This window comes from Blautia sp. HA8986 (assembly GCF_056504635.1).
On the sequence record NZ_JBWLUQ010000002.1, the window covers coordinates 87,774 to 106,245 of the forward strand.

Sequence of the window (18,472 nt, forward strand, 5' to 3'; positions counted from 1 at the left end):
TATGAATATGCATCCGTGAGAGGATAATAGATAAGATGCTCTGAGATGCAGGGCTCAATATAAGGAGAGAAAAGATATGGATAAAAGAGCAGCCGGCATTTTGATGCCGATCACAAGTCTGCCGTCAGAGTACGGCATCGGATGTTTTTCAAAGAGTGCCTATGATTTTGTGGACTGGCTGAAGGAAGCGGGACAGAGCTACTGGCAGATCCTTCCGCTGGGACCTACAAGTTACGGAGATTCTCCGTACCAGTCCTTCTCCACCTTTGCGGGAAATCCGTATTTTATCAGCCTGAAGGCACTGGTGGAGGAAGGCGTCCTTACAAAGGAGGACTGTGATAAGGTCAGCTGGGGAAGAAGAGCAGACAGTGTAGACTATGAGAAAATCTACAAAGGCCGTTATAAGCTTCTCCGCAAAGCCTATGAAAACAGTAACATCAGCGAGAATCCGGATTATCAGAAATTTGTTGCAGAAAACAGCTGGTGGCTTTCCGACTATGCACTTTTTATGGCAGTAAAGGATCAGTTCGGCGGTGTTGAGTGGACAAAATGGGCAGAGGATATCCGCCTTCGCTGGGCAAATGCCATGGATTACTATCGCAGAGAATTATATTTTGATATTGAATTCCAGCAGTATATGCAGTTTAAATTCTATGAACAGTGGATGAAACTGAAAAAATATGCCAACGAAAAAGGTATCCAGATCATCGGAGATATCCCGATCTATGTAGCTATGGACAGTGCGGATACCTGGGCTCATCCGGAGCTTTTCCAGCTGGATGAGGAGAATGTGCCGGTGGCTGTAGCCGGATGTCCGCCAGACGGATTTTCAGCAACAGGACAGCTCTGGGGAAATCCACTGTACCGCTGGGATTACCACAGAAATACAGGATATCAGTGGTGGATCTCCAGACTGAGCTATGTATTCCGCCTTTATGATGTGGTAAGGATCGACCATTTCCGTGGCTTTGATGAGTATTTTTCCATTCCGTACGGTGCGGAAAATGCTATTAGCGGTCACTGGGAAAAAGGTCCTGGGATCGATCTGTTCCGTAAGGTAGAGCAGGCTCTTGGATGGAAGCAGGTTATTGCCGAGGATCTTGGTTATGTGACAGATTCTGTTCGTCAGCTTGTCCATGACAGCGGATTTCCGGGAATGAAGGTTCTGGAGTTCGCTTTTGATTCCAGAGATTCCGGATGTGCCAATGATTATCTTCCGCATAACTATCCGGAGAACAGTGTAGCATACACAGGAACTCATGATAATGAGACCATTGCCGGATGGTGGAAGAGCATTACTGCAAAAGAGCGTAAGCTTGCCAGAGATTATCTTTGTGACAGTTGTACACCGGACAAGGATCTGTATAAATGCTTTATCAGCCTGGTTATGAGAAGCAGCGCAAAGCTCTGCGTGATCCCCATGCAGGATTACATGGGGCTGGATAACAGTAGCAGAATGAATCAGCCTTCCACAGTAGGAAAGAACTGGAAATGGAGGATCCGCAAAAGGGAGCTGACTGTGAAGCTTCAGAAAGAGATCCATGGTATTGCGCTTCGCTACGGACGTATGAACTGGTCCGATTAACTGGTACGTTTGTGAGGTATATTCCGTTTAAACGGGACGTGTAAGAGAGTGTGAAGAATTTAGATAGAATAGTGTTTTTTTGTGTGATATAATGCTGTTTCGTAGAGGCAGCTGTCAGTAAAGGGGAGGCTGACAGCTGCCTTATTCGTTTATAAGGATGCAGGGAAGCGGAGGGAAATATCTGCTTTGGATGCGTCAGATTTTTTCAATAAGGGGAGAATTATGACAGGAAAAACACACGCAGCAGTGGGACTTGGAACGGTACTGGCCGTAACGCAGCCGTCCACAGTTCACGGGATGATACTTGCAGCAGGAACGGGAATGCTTGGAGCACTGATCAGCGATATTGATGTGGGAACCTCCAAATCCCATAAGGATGCGGACCGGATCACGCTGGTCGCGGTTCTGCTTGTGGCAGCAGAGATCGCATTGAATTATTTTTATGATTTTTCCATCTGGGAAAAGATCCGCAACAACCAGTCCATGGCACCGGTAGCCATGGGAGTTATTCTTTTTATTGCAGTCTGTGCCTTTGGAAAAAATCAGCCACATCGGTCATTTATGCATTCGATCATGGCTATGGCCATTTTGAGTGCGGCCATATCCATGGTGTCAATGAAGCTGGTCTTTTACTTTGTGGTTGGATTTACATCACATCTGGTACTGGACTGCTTTAACCGGAAACGGGTACGGATCCTGTATCCGCTGCCGGGAGGCATTGCACTGGATTTCTGTAAGGCAGGAGGCTTTGTGGATTCCCTGCTTTTTAAGCTTGGATCTGTAGCTGTGATCTTTGAGATCGTATATCTGGCTGTGCAGATGGGAGAGAGCTGGAAGCTTTTTCAGATGTAGGAATGTTTTATTTACCGATTACGGATATTTTTATATGGGGCGGATATTGCAGGAACTGAAGGTTAAGACAAAAAAGGAGCAGATTTTCCAAATGCGGAATATCTGCTCTTTTTTAACCGAATGCGGATCATGAATATCCGCCTGACGGTTTTTAAGTGTGATCATTTATTCTTTCTGATCCTGCAGGCGCATGCTGTGTAAAGTACGTCTGTGGAAGAGTTCAGTGCTGTCTCACAGGAATCCTGGATCACACCTACGATGAAACCGACACCAACTACCTGCATGGCAACATCATTGGGGATTCCGAAAAGGCTGCAGGCCATCGGGATCAGAAGAAGAGAACCGCCGGCAACACCGGAAGCACCAGCCGCACTTGCAGCAGCCAGGATGCAGAGGATCAGAGCGGTCGGGAAGTCTACGCTGATACCAAGTGTATGTGCAGCAGCCAGAGCCATGATGGAAATGGTGATCGCTGCACCACCCATGTTGATGGTCGCACCAAGAGGGATGGAGATGGAGTAGGTATCCTCATCAAGTCCGAGATCCTTGCACAGCTCCATGTTTACCGGAATGTTGGCGGCAGAGCTTCTTGTGAAGAAGGCTGTGATACCACTGTCCTTCAGGCAGCGCAGAACCAGCGGATACGGATTCTGGCGTGTGCAGATGAAAGTAACGATCGGGTTGATCACCAGTGCAACAAAGAGCATGGTTCCCACCAGTACACAGATCAGACGGCCATAGCTTAACAGTACGCCAAGTCCCTGCTCGGAGATGGTTGTGAAGATCAGGCCCATGATACCAAATGGAGCAAGGCTGATGATCCATCTTACGGCCGTGGAGGTTGCATCGGAAATGTTTTCGATGACAGTCTTGGTAGTTTCGCTTGCGGCCTTCAGTGCGATACCGAAGATGATGGCCCATGCAAGGATACCGATATAGTTGGCGTTGACAAGTGCGTCAACCGGGTTGGAAACAATGTTCATCAGAAGGTTTTTGAGGACCTCTGCAACACCGCTTGGCGGAGTGACGTCGGAAGTATTTGTATTTTCGGAAAAAGTCAGCATGATCGGGAACAGGCGGCTGGAAATCACAGCTGCCAGTGCTGAGAGTACATTTCCCAGAAGATAAAGTACAACAACAAGTTTCATGTTTGTTTTCTGGCCTTTTCCCATGTGGCACAGAGAGCTCATTACCAGGAAGAACACCAGAAGCGGAGCAATTCCACGGAGAGCACCGACGAGCAGATCACCGAGAATGGAGATCACAGATGCCTGAGGGATCGCAAGTCCGAGAATGATACCAACGATCAGACCGCAGATGATACGCTTGATCAGGTTGATGCTGTTCCATTTTTGAATCAGGTTTTTCATAACTAGTTTCCTCTTTCCTATTGTGTGGGTGTGCTGAAAAATGCTGAGCCGCAAAGCAACGATCCGGTGTAGAGGGCTGATCGTTCTAAACTGCTACTACTGCATCATGTAAAAGCACAACAGGATAATTATATACAATCATGTCCGCCTTGTAAAGACAAATGTACATAAAACACGAAAAAGATATAAAAAAAGCGCCAGATCAATGCTTCGTCTGGCGCTATATATTTGAAGTTTCAGGCCCGGATTTTCCGGAAGCTTACAGCAAAGAAGAGAACCTCCGCAAAGCCTGTAATTCCCCATGAGAAAATATACAGGAGATAAAGCGAGGAAATGGTCTGGAAGTGTGCGAACACCGTATAGAACCAGATGACACGGAATACACAGGATCCCAGAATAATGATGATGGTCGGTGGGATACTTTTTCCGATGCCACGGGAAGCGGCGATACTGCAATCCATAAAACAGCTGAAGGCGTAGCTGAAGCCCATGATCCGGATCCTCTCCATGCCTGCATCTATGACGGCCGGTTCTGTGGCAAACAGTGACAGAAACTGCGGACCGAAAACAAGAAGCAGCCCACCAAGGATCGCGCCTGCGATGAAGGCATATGTAAGGCTGATCCCATAAGTCTTCAGCATACGTTTTTTATTTCCGGCACCCCAGTTCTGACCTATGAAGCTTGCGCATGCAGTATAGAAAGCAAACATGACGTTGTAGACCAGAGAGTCTGCATTTGCAGCGGCGGCATTTCCGGAAACCGTGATTGCATCGAAGGAGTTGACGCCGGCCTGTACGAACAGATTTGCAATGGCAAAAATTCCGTTCTGCAAACCTGTGGGAATGCCAAGAAGCAGTACTGCTTTACAGGCCTTCGGGTGAAGACGGAGCTTACGCAGGGATACCCTGCATTCATCTTTTCTCCGGAGGAGGTGGATCATTACCAGAGCTGCGGATATATACAGGGCGATCGCACTGGCAGTTGCCACACCTGCGGCAGCCATATGACAGACGATAACGAAAAACAGGTTCAGAAGAACATTGATCACTCCGGCAATGGAAAGATAGATCAGTGGTCTTTTCGTATCTCCGCGGGCACTTAATACGCCGTTACCGAAATTGTATACGGCCATGGCCGGCATACCCAGAGCATAAATCTTCATATATAAAACAGCCTGATCCATCAGCTCCGGTTTCGTATTCATCATGGACAGCATCTGTCCGGAAAACAGAAGACAGACGACACAGACCAGAAGTCCTGCGATGGCACAGAGAAGAAGAGATGTATGGATCGTTTCTTCGGTACCTTTTCTGTTTTCGGCACCAAGCTCGTGGGCTACACGAACATTGACTCCTGCGCCCATTCCGATCAGGATTCCGGTAAATAAAGTGACCAGCAGAGTTGTGGAACCCACAGCTCCAAGTGCCATGTAATCTGCAAATCGCCCCACAACCGCAACATCACTTAAGTTAAAAAGAACCTCCAACACCTGGGACCCCATCAGGGGAAGGCTGAAAAGGAGGAGATTTTTCCAGAGAGAGCCGGAGGTCATCTCTATGGAATGCGTATTCTTTTTTTCATTTTCACACATAGCTTACCTCATAAAAAATTATAAAAAATTCCTTCATCCAAGGTATACAATACTATGTTGAAATAGGTTTGTAAAGAGGGGAAAATGGCTCTTTCGCCAGGCGCAGAGGTTTGTTTTTATTTATAGATTCTACATTGATTTCAGTACGAACAATGATATAATAAATGAGAGCAATAAGAAAGTATTTTCAGAAATATTGGAAATATAAAATACAGCAGACTAAGGAGGAACTCAATACAATGAAAATCGGAAATGATATTTACTATGTAGGTGTAAATGACCATCAGGTAGATCTGTTCGAGGGACAGTATGTAGTGCCAAACGGAATGTCCTACAACTCCTATGTGATCAAAGATGAGAAAATCGCAGTTATGGACACTGTAGATGCCGGCTTCACAGAAGAATGGCTTGGAAAAGTAGCAGAAATTCTGGATGGCGCGAAACCGGATTATCTTGTAGTTCAGCATATGGAGCCGGACCATGCCGCAAACATTGAGAATTTCATGAAAGCATACCCGGATACAACTGTTGTTGCCAACACAAAAACCTTCACTATGATGGAGAATTTCTTTCGTGGAATGAATCTGGAAGGAAAGAAACATATTGTAGCAAATGGTGACACCCTGACACTTGGAAAACATGTCCTTACTTTCGTATTTGCACCGATGGTTCACTGGCCGGAGGTTATGGTTACATATGATAGCACAGACAAGGTTCTGTTTTCAGCAGACGGCTTCGGCAAATTCGGAGCTCTTGATGTAGAAGAGGATTGGGACTACGAAGCACGCCGTTATTACATCGGAATCGTCGGAAAATATGGCCCGCAGGTACAGAAGCTTCTCAAAGCAGCAGCAACTCTGGATATCCAGACTATCTGCCCGCTCCACGGACCGGTTCTTACCGAGAATCTTGGACATTATCTGGAGAAATATGATATCTGGTCTTCTTATAAAGTAGAGAGTGAAGGTGTAATGATCGCCTACACATCTGTATACGGACATACAAAGAAAGCAGCAGAGCTTCTTGCACAGAAGCTGGAAGAAAAGGGCTGCCCGAAGGTTGTTGTCTGCGATCTTGCAAGAGAAGACATGGCAGAGGCAGTGGAGGACGCTTTCCGCTACGGCAAGCTGGTACTGGCCAGCATTACATACAACGGAGAAGCATTCCCGTTTATGCGTACATTCATCGAGAACCTGACAGAACGTAATTACCAGAACCGCACCATCGGCCTCATTGAGAACGGAAGCTGGGCACCGACAGCAGCCAAAGTCATGAAAGGAATGTTCGAGAAGAGCAAAAATATCACATGGCTTGAGAACAATGTAAAGATCATGTCCTCTCTCAGCGATGAGAATGTGGCAGAGATCGATGCAATGGCAGAGGAGCTCTGCAAGTAATTTCTGAATGTCAGAACAGCTTATAAAAAATAAAGATATAACATAATAAAAAGACGTGGATCCGTAAGGCCACGTCTTTTTTATTTACCAAGTAACAGTTACATCCTCTTACACCACATAAATCCATAAGCCGGAAGCTCCACGTCCTTAAGCTCCAGAGTCTGGTCTGTGATCAGATCGCGGAAAGTTCCCTCCTCCTGCATCCAGGCAGTTTTTTCACTGTCGCTGAAGTTGAAGATTCCGATAAAGCGGTCATCTCCCTTCTGACGGAGGATACAGAGAATACTGTCATCATGAACATCATATGTATACACATCACAGTCCTTATCAAAAACAGATTCCTGACGGCGGATCTGTTCCATGCGGTCCAGAGTCTGGAAAATCTGTCCCTCAACGGAGGTTTTTGATTTTCTCTTTCCGGCAAGCTCCCACTGGAAAGCACCACGGTGGATATAGCGGGAATCTGCAGCCTTATCCGGATCCTCTTTATAGGAATAATCATTGAGACGGCCGATTTCATCGGAGCTGTAAAGCATCGGGATTCCGGACTGGGTAAGCATATATGCGTGAAGCATCAGATCCTCACGGATACCTCTTTTCAGTTTCTCGTCATCTTTTTCAAAAAGAGCAGCCTCGATTCCGCACATGGAAGCAGTGGTTCCGCAGAAGCGGGCATCCTGAGTTACCGGGTCATCATTATAGAGCTCTCCGCGACTGTCACTTCCCGGATGCTTTCCTGTAAAGAAATCATTCAGGTAACGCTTATGGGATGGCTCATCCATGTCCCATTCTTTCAGGGTGGCGAAATCAAGTCCCCAGCCGATATCGTCATGGCAGCGGAGATAATTCAGGAAGGTGTACTGCTTCGGAAGGCTGTTTACAATATCCATCTGTTTTTTCAGAAGGCGGATATCACGAGTGGCAATGCTGTTCCAGGTTGTAGCCATAGTGGTTACGTTGTAAAGCATATGGCACTCAGGCTTTTCTACAGTTCCGAAATAAGGAACAACCTTCTCCGGCTCCATAACGACCTCACCAAGAAGTACAACACTTGGGCAGACAATCTCGGCGATCATACGCATCATACGGACGATGGTGTGAACCTGTTTCAGGTTACGGCATGGAGTTCCCAGTTCCTTCCAGATATACGGAACCGCATCAATACGGATGACATCCATTCCTTGGTTTGCAAGGAAGAGGAAGTTGTACATCATCTCATTGAAAACACGTGGATTGCAATAGTTCAGATCCCACTGATATGGATAAAAGGTAGTCATGACATAATGACCGATATCCGGAAGCCAGGTAAAGTTTCCCGGAGCAGTGGTTGGGAATACCTGTGGTACGGTTTTTTCGTACTCGTCCGGGATCTCGCGGTTATTGTAGAAGAAGTAGCGGCTCATATATTCGCCGTCACCCTGGCGTGCTTTTTTGGCCCACTCATGATCCTCGGAGGTGTGGTTCATAACAAAATCCATACACAGGTTCATTCCGTTTTTATGGCATTTGTCAGCAAGAGCGGCAAGATCTTCCATGGTACCAAGATCCGGGCGGACTTTGCGGAAGTCGGCTACTGCGTAACCACCGTCGGAACGGCCCTTCGGGGTATCCAGGAACGGCATCAGATGCAGACAGTTTACATTACACTCCTTAAGATATGGAAGCTTGGCAGAAACTCCCTTGATGTTGCCGGCAAAATTGTCAATGTAGAGCATCATGCCCAGCATATCCTTCTGGCGGAACCAGTCCGGATTATTTTCTCTTTCGAGGTCGCGGTTTTTGAGAGCACGGCGGCGTGCTGTAAAATACTGGTACATCTGGTCGCAGAGCTCTGCAAACATGTCATCATTGTGATAAAGCTCTGTGTACAGCCAACGAAGCTCGTCGTGATGATGGTTTAAACGTTTCTGAAAAATTTCCTGATCTTTTTTCATGATTTCCTCCCTGAATAGATATTTATAGATGTCGGGAAACCTGTCAAATATTTCCCGGCGGTAATGGTTATCTGACATTTTTCCACAGAATTATAGCATGAAGTTTGCGGTACATGAATATACGGGTTGTTATGGAATATGGAAAAATGTTGTAAGTATTTTCAGTCTCCTGTTGTCTGTCGTCGTATCAGAACAGGAGTGATCTTTTTGTGGATCGGTTTTTGAAGCAGTGCCGGTTTTCTTTTCTTCATTTCGTTCATCTGTTCCACAAGCAGTTCCATGGTAGTCTGTGCGATCACATCAATCTGCTGTCCAACAGTAGTGATCGGAATGATGGACTCCTCAGCAATGGGTGAATTATCGAATCCGATGATCTGATATTCATCCGGCAGACAGTTATATTTCTGGAAGATCAGATTGAGAAACATATTCGCGTAAGTATCATTGGATAAAAATATGCCTTTTTTCTGACCGGAATATTTACTGTCAATATCCTGAAAGATCACACGCATCTGTTCAAAAAGCTCCTGATAGGAATCACCGGAAACATTAAGGTTCAGTTCATAAGGAACATGATATTCCCGGCATGTTTCTTCAAAGGCACGGATACGGTCATAAGCCGGAACATTCTCAGGTACATGGACATTGATGTGAATCAGTACATCACACTGATTACGTATCAGCAGAGAAGTAGCCTGCATGCCGCCCATGTAATTGTCTGTTGTAACGCTGCATATATGTTCCGCTTCACGTTCAATGGCGATCACAGGAATATTATAGGAAGCCAGTTTTTCGGAGGAAAGAGTATGGCTGAGAACAATAAGTCCTTCAATCTTATAAGCCATCAGCTCGTCCAGATACTGCATTTCTTTCTCCGGGCCGCCATCACTGACAAAAACCAGAAATTTGTAATGATAATCGGAGTAACTTCGAAGAAGCTGTGTCAGCATTTCAGAATAATAATGAAGATAAAGGTTCGGGATAATGATCCCTACAAATTCGCTTTTTCCATTGGCAAGAACCCTGGCAAGCTTGTTTTTTCTGTAGCCGAGCTCATCAAGGGCTTTTGCAATCTTTTCCTGATTTTCCAGGGTCAGAGAATCCGGATGATTGAAATATCTGGAGATCGTAGTCTTGGAAAAACCAGTGTATTCTGCAATATCGGCAAATGTTACCTGTTTTTTAGCCATAAAAAAATAGTCTCCTTTTAACAGCAGAAAGTTATGATACGGAATGCAGATGTGATCATATAAGAGAAAGCTGCAGACCGTACAGGATGATTGGATTGATATAATTAAGTATAACAATACAGACGTTAAATAGCAATAAAAAAATAACCAGTTAAGTTACCGGTAACTTTTCTTAAATAAATTAACAAAAAAGGTTGACAGAAGCTATGGCATATAGTAGTATCAAATTATAAAGTAACCGGTTACTTTACCGGTTACTAAATAAGAACGAAAGAACAAAAAGGGAGGAAAAGAGAATGAAAAAAGGTTCTGCGAAAGCTGTCCCGGCAGGAAAAAGAACTGCTGCAGAAAAGCTTCAATATGTGAAAAAGAACTGGCAGCTGTATGTGTTTTTTCTGTTGCCAGCACTTCTTCTGACGATCATCTTCAAATACGTGCCCATGGGTGGTGTACTGATCGCTTTTGAGGACTACAATGTTATTGATGGTGTATTTGGAAGCAAATGGGTAGGACTGGAATACTTCCGGAGATTTCTGGCATCACCGGACTTTATGAATTATCTTGTGAATACTCTGAAACTGAGTATTTACGGACTGCTGTGGGGATTTCCGATTCCGATCATCCTGGCACTTCTTCTGAATCAGATCCGGAGAGCCGGGATCAAGAAAAAGATCCAGCTTCTGATCTATGCACCGAATTTTATTTCAGTTATCGTACTTTGCGGTATGGTTCGTATGTTTCTTTCACCAGTAGGTCCGTTGAATAAACTGATCGGTTCTGATGCCAACTGGATGACTATGCCGGCGGCGTTCCGTACGATTTACATAGCCAGCGGAATCTGGCAGACAGCCGGATGGGCGTCCATTATGTATACAGCAGCACTTGCCAATGCAAGTAAGGATCTGGAAGAGGCAGCAGTGGTGGATGGGGCGAATATCCTGCAGCAGATCTGGTATGTACAGCTTCCGGCTATTAAAAATATCATTGTGATCCAGTTTATTCTTCAGGCCGGAAATATTATGAGCATTGGCTTTGAAAAAGCATATGCACTGCAGACAGATATGAACCTCCCTGCATCTGAGATTCTTTCTACTTATGTATACAGAATCGGTCTTCTGAATGGCGACTATGGATATTCTACAGCAGTGGGGCTGTTTAATTCAGTGATCAATGTAATTCTTTTGATCTTTGTAAACTGGGTAGTCAAGAAACTGAATGACGGAGAAGGATTATAGGAGGTGCTGTTATGGCAAAAGTAAAGAAAAAGAAATATTCGGCATCTGACAAGGCTATTTTAGGAATCGGATACGTGCTTCTGGGTGCATTTGTAATCTCCATTCTGGTTCCGCTTTTATATGTTGTGATCGCATCTTTTATGGATCCGAATGTGCTGAACAGCCAGGGAATCAGCTTTGATGTGCGGAAGTGGACGATCGATGCGTACCGAAGAGTTCTTGAAAATAATATGATCTGGAGAGGCTTTGCAAACTCATTTTTTTATTCCCTGGTGTTTACCATTATTTCAGTTCTGGTAACTTTGCTGGCAGCATATCCAATGTCCAAGAAAGAATTTGTGGGAAGAAATTTCTTCAATGTTATTTTTCTCATTACCATGTTCTTCGGTGGAGGAATGATCCCGACTTTTATCCTGATCAATCAGCTGCATCTGGTAAATACAATCTGGGCAATTCTGCTTCCGGGTGCGTTTAATGTCTGGAACATGATCCTTGCCAGAACCTATTATCAGTCTATCCCCAAGGAACTCAGAGAGGCATCTGCCATTGACGGTGCCACGGAAATCGAGCATTTTTTCAAGATTATGATGCCGGTATGCAAACCGATCATTGCAGTGCTTGCACTGTGGTCCTTTGTAGGAATGTGGAACAGTTATTTTGACGCTATGATTTATTTGAATGATGCGAAACTGCAGCCATTGCAGCTGGTACTTCGTTCCATCCTTGTACAGAATACACCGCAGCCCGGAATGATCGCAGATATCCAGAGTACTGCACAGATGGCAAAGGTAGCGGAACTTCTGAAATATGCTACGATCATTGTATCAAGTTTACCGCTTCTGATCATGTATCCATTCTTCCAGAAATATTTTGACCAGGGCATTATGGTTGGTTCTGTAAAAGGCTGATGACAGGAGGTTGATAATGATGAAAAAAAGAATGAAGGCATTATTGGCAATCGGGCTTTCTGCAATTATAATGGTATGCAGTGCCGGATGTGGAAATGGAAAAGAACACATGAAAGCAGAAATAGATCCGGATATCCCGGTGGAAGATGTGTCATTTCCTCTGAAAGAAAAAGCAGAGCTGTCTTTTATTACCAGTGCACCTGCAACATCTACACAGGAACCTAATGAAAGAACGATTTTTGAAAGACTGGAAAAGCAGACCAATGTCCACATTAACTGGACCTGTTTTGTATCGGATCAGTTTAATGACAAAAAAAATCTGGCACTGGCACAGTTCGGAAATCTTCCGGATGGACTTTTTAACGCAGGTATGAGTGATTATGATCTTCTTCGCTATGCCAAACAGGGAATCATTATTCCGGTAGAAAATCTTATTGATAAATACATGCCGAATCTTAAGGCTGTATTGGAAAAATACCCGGAATACAGAACAATGTGTACAGCACCGGACGGACATATTTATTCTTTCCCATGGATAGAGCAGCTTGGTGCGGGGAAAGAAGCCATTCAGGCAATTGGAGATATTCCCTACATTAATAAAAAATGGCTGGATTATCTGAAGCTGGACGTTCCGACCACAACTGAGGAACTGGAACAGGTTCTGATCGCTTTCCGAGACAATGCAGATAAACTGGAACAAGAATTTGATATTGAGGGTGGTGTGATCCCGATGTCCTTTATCATCAATAATGGTGATCAGGATCCTGCAATTCTCATCAACGGATTCGGAGAAGGATATGGTGACACCGGTGATCATTTTGCAGTGAAAGATGATGGAACCGTTATTTATACAACTGTACAGGAAGGCTATAAAGAAGGTATTCAGTGGCTCCATCGGCTGGTAGAAGAAAAGCTGGTGGATCCGGAGGCTTTTACCCAGGAATGGTCAACTTATGTTGCAAAAGGTAAGAACCACAGATATGGTCTGTGTTTCACCTGGGATATTGCAAATATTGATAACAATGAAGATTATGTAATGCTCCCGGCGCTGGCCGGTCCGGATGGTCTTGTAAATATCACAAGACAGAATAACAGTGAAACCAGTGGCTTTGACAGAGGACGCTGCGTTCTGACTACAAGCTGTCGGAATACGGCACTGGCAGCAGCATGGATCGATCAGATGTATGCACCGATCCAGTCTCCGCAGAATAACTGGGGTACTTACGGGGAAAAAGATTCATTTAATATCTTTGAGATGTCCGAGAATGCAGAAGGTGGTCAGATGCTGAAACATATGGATCTGGGAGATGCATCTCCGGTAGAGGTTCGTGAAGCACAGTCTGTAAATGGACCGTTGGCAATACTTAACGAGTATTACGATGTATATGTAACAGAGCCGGCAGATGCAAAATGGCGTCTCGACAATATGCACGAAACATATCTTAAGGATATGAACAGTAAATATGTGTATCCGAATGTATTTATGAGTATTGATGATACCAATAAGGTATCTCAGTACGACACGGATATCAAGAAGTATGCGGAACAGAAAAAAGCAGACTGGATCCTGAATGGCGGCATCGATAAAGAATGGGATTCCTATCTGAAAAAGATGGAGCAGTATGGACTGTCTGATTATCTGGCGATCAAACAGAAATATTTTGACCAGTATCAGAAGTCTCTTAGTGAGACAGAGAAATAAAAACAGAAAAAGATACCGGTCAGAAACATAAAAAAGAAAGAGAGAGCAGAGTATGAGTGAAAAACTTGAAAAAGCACGTCTTTATGAAATAGAGGAAGCAAAAAATATCCCGCAGGAAGAGAAACCGGCCTTTCATGTATCTGCACCGGTTGGCTGGATCAATGATCCCAATGGATTTTCTGTTTTTAAAGGAAAGGTACATCTTTTTTACCAGTATCATCCTTACAGCCGTGACTGGGGCCCTATGCACTGGGGCCACAGTGTGACAGAGGATATGATCAGATGGGAGCAGCTTCCTGCAGCACTTGCACCGGATCAGGAATATGATCGAGAGGGATGCTTTTCCGGAAGTGCTATTGAAGTGGATGGAAAACAGGCTTTGATCTACACAGGAGTTACAACAGTAAAGCTGCCTGATGGAAAAGAAGAAGTTCGGCAGAATCAGTGCCTTGCCTGGGGTGACGGAAAAGATTATGTAAAGGCAGAGAAAAATCCGGTAGTCACCGGGGATATGCTTCCGGAGAAATGCAGCAGAATTGATTTCCGTGATCCGAAGATATGGGAAGATAACGGAACATACCATATGCTCGTAGGATGCCGCAGCGAAGAAATTCCTGGACAGGTAGTTCTGTTTTCCAGTAAAGATCTGAAAGAATGGAAATTTGAAACAACTCTTGCGGAGAACTCCACAGGAGAAATCGGTGTTATGTGGGAATGCCCCGATTTCTTTCCGCTCGGGGATAAACATGTGCTGATCTGTTCTCCGCAGCATATGCGTGCAAAAGGGTATGAGTTTCATAATGGACATAATTCCCTATATTTTACGGGAGATTATGACAGCGAAAAACATACATTTGAAAAAGACGCACCGGTAAGTCTGGACTACGGACTTGATTTTTATGCGCCGCAGACAACCCTTCTTCCAGATGGAAGAAGAGTGATGATCGCCTGGATGAAATCCTGGGATAGCTGTGTGATCAAGGAAAAGCAGAGATGGCAGGGAATGATGACTCTTCCGAGAGAGCTGGAATATCGTGACGGAAAAATCTGGCAGAATCCGGTCCGAGAAATTGAGAATTATCGGAAAAACCGTTGCTGTTACGAGAATGTAAAAGTCGGTGAGAGCTTAAGCCTTGAAGGCGTCTGTGGCCGAATGATCGATCTGACCGTGGAATTGCAGAACACAGATAGCATCATGGATGGAGGCAGGAACTCCGGAAATCCAAATCAGGAAGCAGCGGATGTGTACAATGAGTTCCAGATCGAACTTGCACGCAATGAAGAATATACAACGGTCTTTACCTATGATCGAAAAAGACAGATACTGGAGATCGACAGAACCTGGAGTGGGGTACAGCGTGATGTTGTGTGTACAAGAAAGCTCCGGATCACAGATGACAGACAGAATCTGAAGCTGCGTTTTATCCTGGATCGAAGCTCCATAGAGCTTTTTATCAATGATGGAAGCAAAACTGCGACTACCGTGATCCCAACACCAGTGGAAGCAGATGAAATCCTGTTTCACAGTGACGGAAATGCTGTGATCCGGGTTGAAAAATATGATATTGTGTTGTAGAAGCCTCTCAAATATTGACAATTTCTCCGTTTTTGTATAACATAGGGGAAGTTGCTTACGCCGGATCAGGAGTTATTCGTAGCTCCTGATCCGGCATATATTTACAGGAGAGGAACACAGGAATGTTTTATCAGTTAAAAATCACAAGAAAAGGAACGAAACCGCCGGTATGGAGACGCTGTACTGTTGCGGCTGACGTTACATTTGCAAGAATGGCAGCCATGCTTGAGAAACTGGTTCAGTATCCGGCAGGCAGCCTATATGAGATTGAATTTTTTCAGAAAAAAGTACAGATCCGTGAGAACGGTGACGGAGAAGCGAAGAATAATTTCACATTATTAAATGCAGGCGAGACAGAGACTGCAGAGCTTATGGATTCCGAGAAATGGTTTACTTTCCGTCAGTATGGTGCGGATAAGGAAGTTCCGGAATACAGAGTTGATATTGAGAAGAAAGACAAGGGAACAGCAGAAGCTCCTTCTATTGTAAAAGAAGTAAAGGGTGAGGATGATCCGTACTGGACAGAGGCACCGGAGCTGGGATGCACTGCAGCAGTTGAAACTGAGGTGGAAACAGCCAAAGCATCTGAAGACATTGCTGCAACAGTAGCGGCAGTAGAGGCAGCAGCCAGAGCTGCAAAAGCAGATGAGGCAGCCACAGGCAGCAGAAGAAATCCTACAGTAAAAGATTTCCTTATGTCCTATCGTAAAGAAGACCTTCTCAGCATTGCAGGTGAGCTTGGACTTCACTGCAAGGGAATGGATCAGGAAGAGATCGCCGCAAAGGTTGCCGCAGAGGTTCTTAAACCGGAGGTTATGAAAGCAAGCTTCCTCGTAGCAGACGATCAGGAGGTACTGGCTTTTGAGGCAGCTATTCAGAGAAAATGCTTCCATGTTGCAGAGGATGAGTGGAATACGTTAGAGTGGCTGAACGATATGGGCTACCTTGTTTCCTACAGTGATGATTACGCAGAAGTTCCGGCAGAGGTTGCAGCTGTTTACGACCAGATCAACACACCTGAATTCCGGACACTTCGCAGTCAGGTAAACTGGCTGAAGGATTGTCTTGTTATGGTAAGCTATCTGTATGTATCTGCACCGGCGAAGACAGTATATGAGATGTTTAAGCAGAGAAAAGGCTTTGACATCGGATATGACAGGTTCATCGAGCTGTATCATACCGTTCCGGAAAAGGCCTGCATCTGTGAGCTTGCGGAGGATCAGATGATCCTGAAATCCGCACTGGTCAATAACATCTACAAGGATATCGAGAGACGTCAGGGTGGACGGAAATTCTATATTCCGTCAGTAGATGAGATCCTGGATTATTCCGAAAACGGTTATCCGACAAAATCTGCTTCTTATCAGAAACTGGGCAGATTCCTGATGGATGAGATGAAGGTTTCCGAGGCGGTGAAGGATCAGGTACTGTTCTTTATTTACAAAGAATGCTCCATGGATGGCAGAATGTCAGCGATCATGGAAAACCTGAACCAGAAAGGGATCCAGTTTAACGATGAGCAGCTTGAGAAATTTACAAAGCTGATCATGGAGGCAAACAATAACACAAGAATGCTGGAATTCCGCGGTTACACACCGAATGAGATCTCAGGAGCAGTATGGCCGTTTGCCACAGGCAGGCCGCACACTGCAATGCCGAACAGCTTTGTGCCGACAGCAATGCCGATGCATCCGGCATCTGCAAGAAAAATCTATCCGAACGATCCGTGTCCGTGCGGAAGCGGTAAGAAATATAAGAAGTGCTGCGGAAGAAGATAGTTCCGCAGGAAATTCACAGAGGTTCCGGAGCTGATACAGCTGAGCTTTTGAGATAGTATCGCCGGGATATCATACAAATTAAATATAAGACAGTTCGTTTGTACCATCCTGTCTATAAATAAAACCAGGGCTGAAGAAGATGTGAGAATCAGGGCAGACTCGTGGCGGGTCTGCCTTTTTTTATTTATGGAATATCGGGGTGGTGTGACAGATTCAGAAGGAGGAAGAAATTATGTATCAGTTAAAAACAGAAGCAGATTTTGATTCTGCACATTTTCTGTCCGGTTACACCGGCAAATGTTCCAATATCCATGGCCATCGCTGGCATGTGGAGATTGAGATCGAAAGCCGAAAGCTGGAGAAAAACGGCCAGGAGCGAGGGATGCTGGTAGACTTCGGAGATCTGAAAAAGGATCTGAAGGAGCTGGCAGATTCCATGGATCACACACTGATCTATGAAGAAAATACATTACGTCCGAAAACTCTGGAAGCACTGGATGAAGAAGGATTCCATCTGGTGAAGGTTCCCTTTCGCCCTACAGCAGAGAATTTTTCAGAGTATTTTTTCAGAAAAATGAAAGAAAAGGGCTATCCTGTAAAAAGAGCTGTTGTTTACGAAACTCCTAATAATTGTGCAGCTTACCGGGAAACGGAAGAAGAAACGGAGGCGGTATGGCTATGAGTACATATCAGGTTGTAGAGAAATTTGTCAGCATCAACGGAGAGGGCAGACGGGCAGGAGAGCTTGCCGCTTTTATCCGATTTAAAGGCTGCAATCTTCAGTGCAGCTATTGTGATACCAGCTGGGCAAATGAGCCGGGATGTGAGAGTGAAAGGCTGACAAAAGAAGAGATTCTTTCCTGGATCCGTGAAACAGGCGTAAAAAATGTGACACTTACAGGCGGGGAACCACTTTTGCGGGAAGGGATGGATGAGCTGATCGAGGCAATCCTGGAGGATCCATCCCAGCGGGTAGAGATTGAGACCAATGGAAGCGTGGATCTGAAGCCTTATCATATATTAAAAAACCGTCCGTCCTTTACCATGGATTATAAAACACCGGACAGCGGCATGGAAAAAGAGATGCTTCTTTCCAATCTGGAGCTTCTGGGCAGTGAGGATACGCTGAAATTCGTGGTCAGCAGCCGCAGAGATATGGAAAAAGCTCTGGAAATCCTGAAAAAGTACAGGCTGATCGGAAAAACAGCAGTTTATTTCAGCCCTGTTTTCGGCAGGATCCAGCCGGTGGAGATCGTGGATTTCCTTATGGAAAAAAAGCTCAACGATGTAAAGCTTCAGATCCAGCTTCATAAGGTAATCTGGGACCCGCAGAAACGGGGAGTATGACAGAAA

Annotated in this window: 13 protein-coding genes and 1 pseudogene; 10 read left to right on the forward strand and 4 right to left on the reverse strand. The window is 45.0% G+C overall.

Annotation, left to right across the window (positions count from 1 at the left end; genetic code table 11):
* The first annotated feature begins 40 nt into the window (after window positions 1–40).
* Both malQ and AC04Q4_RS13170 read left to right on the forward strand, forming a co-directional pair.
* A complete protein-coding gene (gene malQ, locus AC04Q4_RS13165) occupies window positions 41–1,585 on the forward strand; it encodes a 4-alpha-glucanotransferase (RefSeq protein ID WP_476389214.1) in 1,545 nt (514 codons plus the stop codon).
* Between the two features lie 222 nt (window positions 1,586–1,807).
* A complete protein-coding gene (locus AC04Q4_RS13170) occupies window positions 1,808–2,437 on the forward strand; it encodes a metal-dependent hydrolase (RefSeq protein WP_173738074.1) in 630 nt (209 codons plus the stop codon).
* 161 nt (window positions 2,438–2,598) lie between these two features.
* On the opposite strand, the gene sstT is transcribed toward AC04Q4_RS13170, so the two are convergent.
* Entirely contained in the window at window positions 2,599–3,807 is a 1,209-nt protein-coding gene (gene sstT, locus AC04Q4_RS13175; protein WP_476389123.1) for a serine/threonine transporter SstT, read from the reverse strand.
* Window positions 3,808–4,043: 236 nt separating this feature from the next.
* Entirely contained in the window at window positions 4,044–5,399 is a 1,356-nt protein-coding gene (locus AC04Q4_RS13180) for an MATE family efflux transporter (RefSeq protein WP_476389124.1), read from the reverse strand.
* A gap of 239 nt (window positions 5,400–5,638) precedes the next feature.
* Here AC04Q4_RS13180 and AC04Q4_RS13185 point away from each other — a divergent pair.
* Window positions 5,639–6,793 (forward strand): annotated as a pseudogene (locus AC04Q4_RS13185) (FprA family A-type flavoprotein); the annotation flags it as partial.
* A 101-nt stretch (window positions 6,794–6,894) separates the two neighbouring features.
* Here AC04Q4_RS13185 and AC04Q4_RS13190 read toward each other — a convergent pair.
* Window positions 6,895–8,730, reverse strand: a complete 1,836-nt coding sequence (locus AC04Q4_RS13190) for an alpha-amylase family glycosyl hydrolase (RefSeq protein WP_476389125.1) — start codon at window positions 8,728–8,730, stop codon at window positions 6,895–6,897.
* Window positions 8,731–8,891: 161 nt separating this feature from the next.
* Window positions 8,892–9,920, reverse strand: coding sequence for a substrate-binding domain-containing protein (locus AC04Q4_RS13195; protein WP_178809698.1), 1,029 nt, complete (start codon window positions 9,918–9,920; stop codon window positions 8,892–8,894).
* Window positions 9,921–10,216: 296 nt separating this feature from the next.
* Between AC04Q4_RS13195 and AC04Q4_RS13200 the strand changes: the two genes are divergently transcribed.
* From AC04Q4_RS13200 to queE, 7 genes are all read left to right on the forward strand, one after another.
* A complete protein-coding gene (locus AC04Q4_RS13200) occupies window positions 10,217–11,155 on the forward strand; it encodes an ABC transporter permease subunit (RefSeq protein ID WP_178809695.1) in 939 nt (312 codons plus the stop codon).
* Between the two features lie 11 nt (window positions 11,156–11,166).
* Window positions 11,167–12,063 (forward strand): carbohydrate ABC transporter permease, encoded by an 897-nt coding sequence (locus AC04Q4_RS13205; protein WP_119239812.1) that lies wholly within the window; start codon window positions 11,167–11,169, stop codon window positions 12,061–12,063.
* A 70-nt stretch (window positions 12,064–12,133) separates the two neighbouring features.
* Window positions 12,134–13,765, forward strand: a complete 1,632-nt coding sequence (locus AC04Q4_RS13210) for a type 2 periplasmic-binding domain-containing protein (protein ID WP_476389215.1) — start codon at window positions 12,134–12,136, stop codon at window positions 13,763–13,765.
* A 52-nt stretch (window positions 13,766–13,817) separates the two neighbouring features.
* Window positions 13,818–15,341 carry a sucrose-6-phosphate hydrolase gene (locus AC04Q4_RS13215; RefSeq protein ID WP_476389126.1) on the forward strand — a complete coding sequence of 508 codons (1,524 nt, stop codon included), beginning with the start codon at window positions 13,818–13,820 and terminating at the stop codon, window positions 15,339–15,341.
* A 122-nt stretch (window positions 15,342–15,463) separates the two neighbouring features.
* The gene (locus tag AC04Q4_RS13220; RefSeq protein ID WP_476389127.1) at window positions 15,464–17,119 is read left to right on the forward strand and encodes an SEC-C metal-binding domain-containing protein; all 1,656 of its coding nucleotides are present in this window, start codon (window positions 15,464–15,466) and stop codon (window positions 17,117–17,119) included.
* A 232-nt stretch (window positions 17,120–17,351) separates the two neighbouring features.
* The gene (queD, locus tag AC04Q4_RS13225; protein ID WP_178809685.1) at window positions 17,352–17,801 is read left to right on the forward strand and encodes a 6-carboxytetrahydropterin synthase QueD; all 450 of its coding nucleotides are present in this window, start codon (window positions 17,352–17,354) and stop codon (window positions 17,799–17,801) included.
* The gene (queE, locus tag AC04Q4_RS13230) at window positions 17,798–18,466 is read left to right on the forward strand and encodes a putative 7-carboxy-7-deazaguanine synthase QueE (RefSeq protein WP_476389128.1); all 669 of its coding nucleotides are present in this window, start codon (window positions 17,798–17,800) and stop codon (window positions 18,464–18,466) included. Before queD ends, queE begins: the two co-directional genes overlap by 4 nt.
* The last annotated feature ends 6 nt before the right edge of the window (window positions 18,467–18,472 follow it).